Consider the following 5,222-nt stretch of genomic DNA (forward strand, 5'->3'; position numbering starts at 1 on the left):
GACCGCCATCGATGCGCAGCGCTTGCAGCATGCCGTCGCCGTCAAACCAGTGTGTCAGGCGGCTGCTGCCATGTCCAAAGCGGGCGGGTCCGTTGCGGTACAGCGTGCCGCGCAGTTCGGCGGGTAGCTGGCCCTGCACAGGCAGGCGCTCGGTTTTCAGGCTGCCCTTGAAAGCGGGCGCATCGAATGGCGCGTAGCTGCTGTGCCAGGCTGTTTCGGCGGTGGCGGCATGGGCGCGAGGGCTGGTCAGACTGCCCAGTCCCAAGGCTGCCAAAGCGCCCAGCCATTGGCGGCGGTTCCATGAGGTGTGTGTGGATTGCATGGCGGTCCTCATTGCAGTGTCAGATTGACGCGGGCGCCTTGCGGGCCGACTTCAAAGGCCGCGCTGTCAAAGCTGGGCTGGCCAAACGAGGCCTTGGCGTTGTTGGAAAAGCCAACCGGCTCGTTGGGTATGCCCATCAGGTTGGTGTTGAGTTTGCCGTTGCCGTCTTTGTCCTGGTAGGCCGAGAGGGCATATCGCCCGGGCTGCAACTGGGTGAACACCAACTGGAGCGGCTGCCCCGCCACTTGACGACTGGCCGCGATTTGCTGGGCGTAGCTGATCTTATGAGGGTAGTCAGCCGAACGCTCAAACAAGGAAACCATGACCCAGCCTTCGCTGCTGGGCAAGGGCTGGATATCGACGGTGACGTCGGCGGCCTGGGCGGGTAGAACGCTGGCGGCCAGGGCGAGGAGGGCGCAGCCTTGGCCCAGCAGCACGGTCAGACTGCGTGGAGACTGGGGGCGTATGTGGGGTGTGATTGGACGGATGGTCTGGTTGTTCATGGTTTTTCCATTACTCGGGATTGACACAACGACCACCGCATGGCGGTGGCCCCTCACGGCGCTGCATTCGGGATAGGGGCGCTGTGATGGGGTGAAATATCGATCCAGTCAGGCCTTGAGAAAAGCGGAATGCGATGAAACGCTGATTGGGCTGCGTGAAATGCAGGGAACGCGGTGTGTGCGGACAACGGTGCGCGAATGTCGCGATAATCCCCACAGATTTTCGAGGAGCGTTTGTGGACCTGATGTTGTTGCTGAAAGCCGCCGTGATGGGCGTGGTCGAGGGGCTGACCGAGTTCTTGCCGATCTCGTCCACCGGGCATTTGATTTTGGCGGGGGCCTTGCTGGGCTTTGACGACGACAAGGCCAAGGTGTTCGACATCGCCATCCAGACGGGTGCGATTTTGGCGGTGATCATTGTGTATTGGCAAAAGATCAGCAGCACGGTGCGCGCTTTGCCGCACAGTGCCGCTGCCCAGCGTTTTGCGCTGAATGTGTTCATCGCCTTTGTGCCTGCTGTGATCTTGGGGCTGATGTTTGGCAAGGCCATCAAGGCGAACCTGTTCACGCCCGAGGTGGTGGCCACCACCTTCATCATTGGTGGCTTCATCATCTTGTGGGCTGAGCGCCGACAGGCCCGCACGGTGCGCATTGGCGAAGTGGAAGACATGCGCTGGCAAGATGCGCTCAAGGTAGGTTTGGTGCAGTGCCTGGCCATGATTCCGGGCACCAGCCGCAGCGGCGCGACCATCATTGGCGGCATGCTGCTGGGCATGTCGCGCAAGGCGGCGACCGACTTTTCTTTTTACCTGGCCATCCCCACGCTGATTGGCGCCGGGGCTTACAGCCTGTACAAAGACCGCGCTTTGCTGAGCATGGCCGATGCGCCGATGTTTGCGGTGGGTTTGTTGTTCTCGTTTTTGAGCGCCTGGGTGTGTGTGCGCTGGTTGCTCAAATTCATCTCGACCAACAGCTTTGAGGTGTTTGCCTGGTACCGGATCGTGTTCGGTCTGGTGGTGCTGGGCACCAGCTACTTTGGGCTGGTGAGCTGGGCGGCTTGATCGGGTGCACCTAGGCGACATGCTGGGTTTTGGCCTGCAGGCCATCATCATCAGCGCTTCCAAGGTGCGCACACTCAAGTGCTTGCCTGATCCCTTGCCCGATTGATTTAAAAAACAAAGGAGACAAGACCATGCAACAAGCCGATTTTGAAGAATTGCTCAAGCGGTTCTCGGCCGCTGCCGAAGCGGGCGATGGCGAGGCCTTTGCCCAGTGCTTCACGCCCGATGGCGTTTACCACGACTACATCTACGGCGACCACACGGGCCGCGCCGACATTGCCCACATGATGAACGACTTGTTCCACCGCGATGCCGGGCCCGACTACCGCTGGGAAATGTTTGAGCCCGTGTGCAATGGGCAAGTGGCCTATGCGCGGTCTTTGTCGAGCTTCACATCGAAGGTGCCCGAGTTTGCGGGGCGGCAGGTGGTGATCGACGGCATCAGCCGCTTTGAACTGCGTGACGGGCTGATTGGCGACTACAGCGAATCGGTCAATGGTGGCGTGGCCATGGTGCAGCTGGGGGTGGCTGCGCCGCGCCTAGAGAAGGTGCTCAAGCGCTGGAGCCAGCAGTTGATCGACCAGCCTGCGACCCAGGCATTTTTGGCCCGTGGCAAGCGCACGGTGTGAGTTGTTCAATCCTTCTTTGAAAGGCCTGGCCATGAGTTACCAAGACATACTTTACAAGGTCGAGCACCGCATCGCGACCATCACCTTGAACCGACCGGACAAGCTCAACGCCTGGACCGCTGTCATGGAGCGCGAGGTGCGCCAGGCCATGGATGCCGCCGCTGAAGATGACGGCGTGCGCGCCATCGTGCTCACGGGTGCGGGGCGGGGTTTTTGCGCCGGGGCCGACATGGATTTGCTCAAGGACCTGGACCCGAGCGACATCACGGCGACGACCTGGACGAAGCCTTTTGATGTGAATCAGCGGCTGGATTACCAGACGCGCTATGGGTATTACCCTGCGATCTCGAAGCCGGTGATCGGCATGCTGAACGGCGCGACCGCAGGCATTGGGCTGGTGCACGCCTTGTATTGCGACATCCGTTTTGCGGCCGACAACGCGGTGTTCACCACCGCGTTTTCAAGGCGCGGCTTGATTGCCGAGCATGGCCTGAGCTGGATGCTGCCCCGCATTGTGGGCCACGCCAACGCGATGGACTTGCTGCTGTCGGCCCGCAAGCTGCTGGCCCCCGAGGCCCAGGCCATGGGCTTGGTCAACAAGGTGTTTGCGCCCGACGCTTTGGCCGCCGCCACGTATGCCTATGTGCGTGATTTGGTGGACAACGTGTCGCCCCGCTCGATGGCGGTGATCAAGCGCCAGCAGTACGACGCGCCATTCCAGACGCTGGCAGAAAACAACCGCCAGGCCAACGTGGAGATGGCCCGCAGTTTCGCGAGTGACGACTTCCGCGAAGGCGTGGCGCATTTCATGGAAAAACGAGCACCGCAATTCACGGGTAAATAAGACTCAGGGGCGGAATGTCGATTCGGCTCCATGAAGCTTGAATTACCCCTGTATTGGTCAGTCATGGGTTTGTTTTTGTAGGAGCCCACCCCGTGGGCGATGGTTTGCCGGACCAAATCAAGGTCGTGTGCCACGCCCATCGCCCACAGGGGTGGGCTCCTACAAGTATTTGCCCCTTGCTTGTCACTTAAGACTTTAAGGGGTCGGTTCCATAAGGGGAAGACGCAGGGGAACTGCTCCCCGACTCACTTGGTGAGTGTCATGAGCGGAATGTCTTTGGCCACCGCCAGCTTGTCGAGCTGCGCGCGGGTTTGGCTGGCCAAGAAGGTTTCGATGGCTTTGCGCGTGGCGGGCTTGAACAGGTCCTTGACCGGGTGAGCCAGTTGAACGCCTGCGGCTTCGCACAGGCGCTGCGCAAAGTGCGGCTCCAGGGCTGCCACGGCCACGCGGCCATTTTTGCAGGCATAGATGCGGTAGCCCGCATGGGCACCGCCCACCGCGCCATCGGGCGTGGTCATACGCAGCTGGCGGGGCAGGGCCAGCCAGGCGGCGGCGTCTGACAGGGCCACTTCGTGGCGTGAGCCTTTGCCTGTGGTTTTGAGCGAGAGCACCGCCTTGAGCGTGGCTTCGCTGGCCATGAGTGCGCCGCCCATGTCGGCAAACAAACTCGGGGGCAGGTCCATGCCGTTGACGAGGCCCACCTCGGCTTGGTACGTCAGATCATGGCCGGGGATTTCGGCCAGAGGGCCGGGTGCGCCAACCACTTCGATCAGGCTGAGCGCAGGGTATTCCTTGTGCAATGACTTCCAGCTCAGGCCGAGCTTGGTCAGTGCCGAGGGGCGGAATGAAGTCAGCAGCACATCGGTCTTGGGCAGCAGCTTGTGCAAGGCGGCTTGACCGGACTCGGTTTTGAGGTCCAGGGTATGGTGTTTCACGCCTTTGTGCATCAGCGCGTAACCATCGGGGGTGTAGTGCTGCATGGGGTCGCCTGAGGGCGGGTTGACCTTGGTGCAGCTGGCGCCCATTTGGGCCAGGCGCATCAGCGCCGCAGGGCCGGGCAGGTTGAGTGCGAGGCTGACGACGCGAACGCCGCGAAGGGGTTGTGTGGATGACATGGGATGACCTTCAAATCGTGACCCGGGAATTATGGGCATGGCCATGATGTGGCACTGTCACCTGTGCTGAAAAGCGTTCCAGCCCATGGGCTTCAGACGCCAAGATTGCGCAAAGTCGCTTCGATCGCGGCAGCGGTGGCGATGGGCTTTTCCATAGGGAACAGGTGCGAGCCGTCGAGCATCATGATGCGGCCTTTGACGACTTGGTGCGTCAGGTCGGTGCCGGCTTGACGCATTTCTGCCGAGTGAGTGCCGCCGATGAAGGCGACCGGGCATTTGAGGGGTTTGCGCTTGAGCAGGCTGTCGAGTTTGTGCGGCAGGCCGTTGTAAATAGCGGTTTCTATGTCACGGTCAAAGCTGAGCACGCGCTGGCCACCTTCGTCGTGGGTGCCGTGGTTGATGTAGTCGCGCAAAACTTGCGGGTCCCAGCGGGCAAAGGATTTTTTGTGCGCAAAGCTTTCGAGCGCGGCTTGGGCATCGGGCCAGTGGTGGCGGCGTTTTTGGCTGATGCGTCCGGGCGAGAGGGCCCCAATCAGCGGTGTGCGTTTGGCCAGACCGAGCGTGGTGGCGCGCCAGCCGCCCAGCACGGGCGAGTCGATCAGCACCACGCCACGCGCCAGTTCGGGGTGGCGGGCAGCGCACATGAGGCTGAGGATGCCGCCCAGCGAATGGCCCACCAAAAAGGCGGGTTCGCCGTCGCCTTGTTTGTCACGGGCAAAGTCGGCCAGTTGCTGCACCAGGTGCGGAG

7 protein-coding genes are annotated in these 5,222 nt (G+C 61.5%); 3 read left to right on the plus strand and 4 right to left on the minus strand.

Translation table 11 applies throughout. The features are described from left to right. A partial coding sequence (locus Q0341_RS15155) for a carotenoid oxygenase family protein (protein WP_299515065.1) occupies positions 1-322 on the minus strand: 322 nt, incomplete at its 3' end. An 8-nt stretch (positions 323-330) separates the two neighbouring features. After that, entirely contained in the window at positions 331-825 is a 495-nt protein-coding gene (locus Q0341_RS15160; RefSeq protein WP_299515067.1) for a DUF2141 domain-containing protein, read from the minus strand. 236 nt (positions 826-1,061) lie between these two features. Here Q0341_RS15160 and Q0341_RS15165 point away from each other — a divergent pair, with 236 nt between their 5' ends. The 3 genes from Q0341_RS15165 (at position 1,062) to Q0341_RS15175 (ending at position 3,359) form a co-directional block, all read left to right on the plus strand. Then, on the plus strand, positions 1,062-1,886 hold the full coding sequence (locus Q0341_RS15165; RefSeq protein WP_299515069.1) for an undecaprenyl-diphosphate phosphatase: 825 nt from the start codon (positions 1,062-1,064) through the stop codon (positions 1,884-1,886). 131 nt (positions 1,887-2,017) lie between these two features. Continuing rightward, positions 2,018-2,515, plus strand: coding sequence for a nuclear transport factor 2 family protein (locus Q0341_RS15170; RefSeq protein ID WP_299515071.1), 498 nt, complete (start codon positions 2,018-2,020; stop codon positions 2,513-2,515). A 31-nt stretch (positions 2,516-2,546) separates the two neighbouring features. Then, the gene (locus tag Q0341_RS15175; protein ID WP_299515074.1) at positions 2,547-3,359 is read left to right on the plus strand and encodes an enoyl-CoA hydratase; all 813 of its coding nucleotides are present in this window, start codon (positions 2,547-2,549) and stop codon (positions 3,357-3,359) included. A gap of 245 nt (positions 3,360-3,604) precedes the next feature. Here Q0341_RS15175 and Q0341_RS15180 read toward each other — a convergent pair whose 3' ends face one another. Both Q0341_RS15180 and Q0341_RS15185 read right to left on the minus strand, forming a co-directional pair. Then, entirely contained in the window at positions 3,605-4,474 is an 870-nt protein-coding gene (locus tag Q0341_RS15180) for a CoA transferase (RefSeq protein ID WP_299515076.1), read from the minus strand. 92 nt (positions 4,475-4,566) lie between these two features. Then, positions 4,567-5,222, minus strand: a 656-nt coding sequence (locus Q0341_RS15185; protein WP_299515080.1) for an alpha/beta hydrolase, incomplete at its 5' end; no start/stop codon positions are given.

This window comes from uncultured Limnohabitans sp. (assembly GCF_937889215.1).
Taxonomy (GTDB): domain Bacteria; phylum Pseudomonadota; class Gammaproteobacteria; order Burkholderiales; family Burkholderiaceae_C; genus Limnohabitans_A.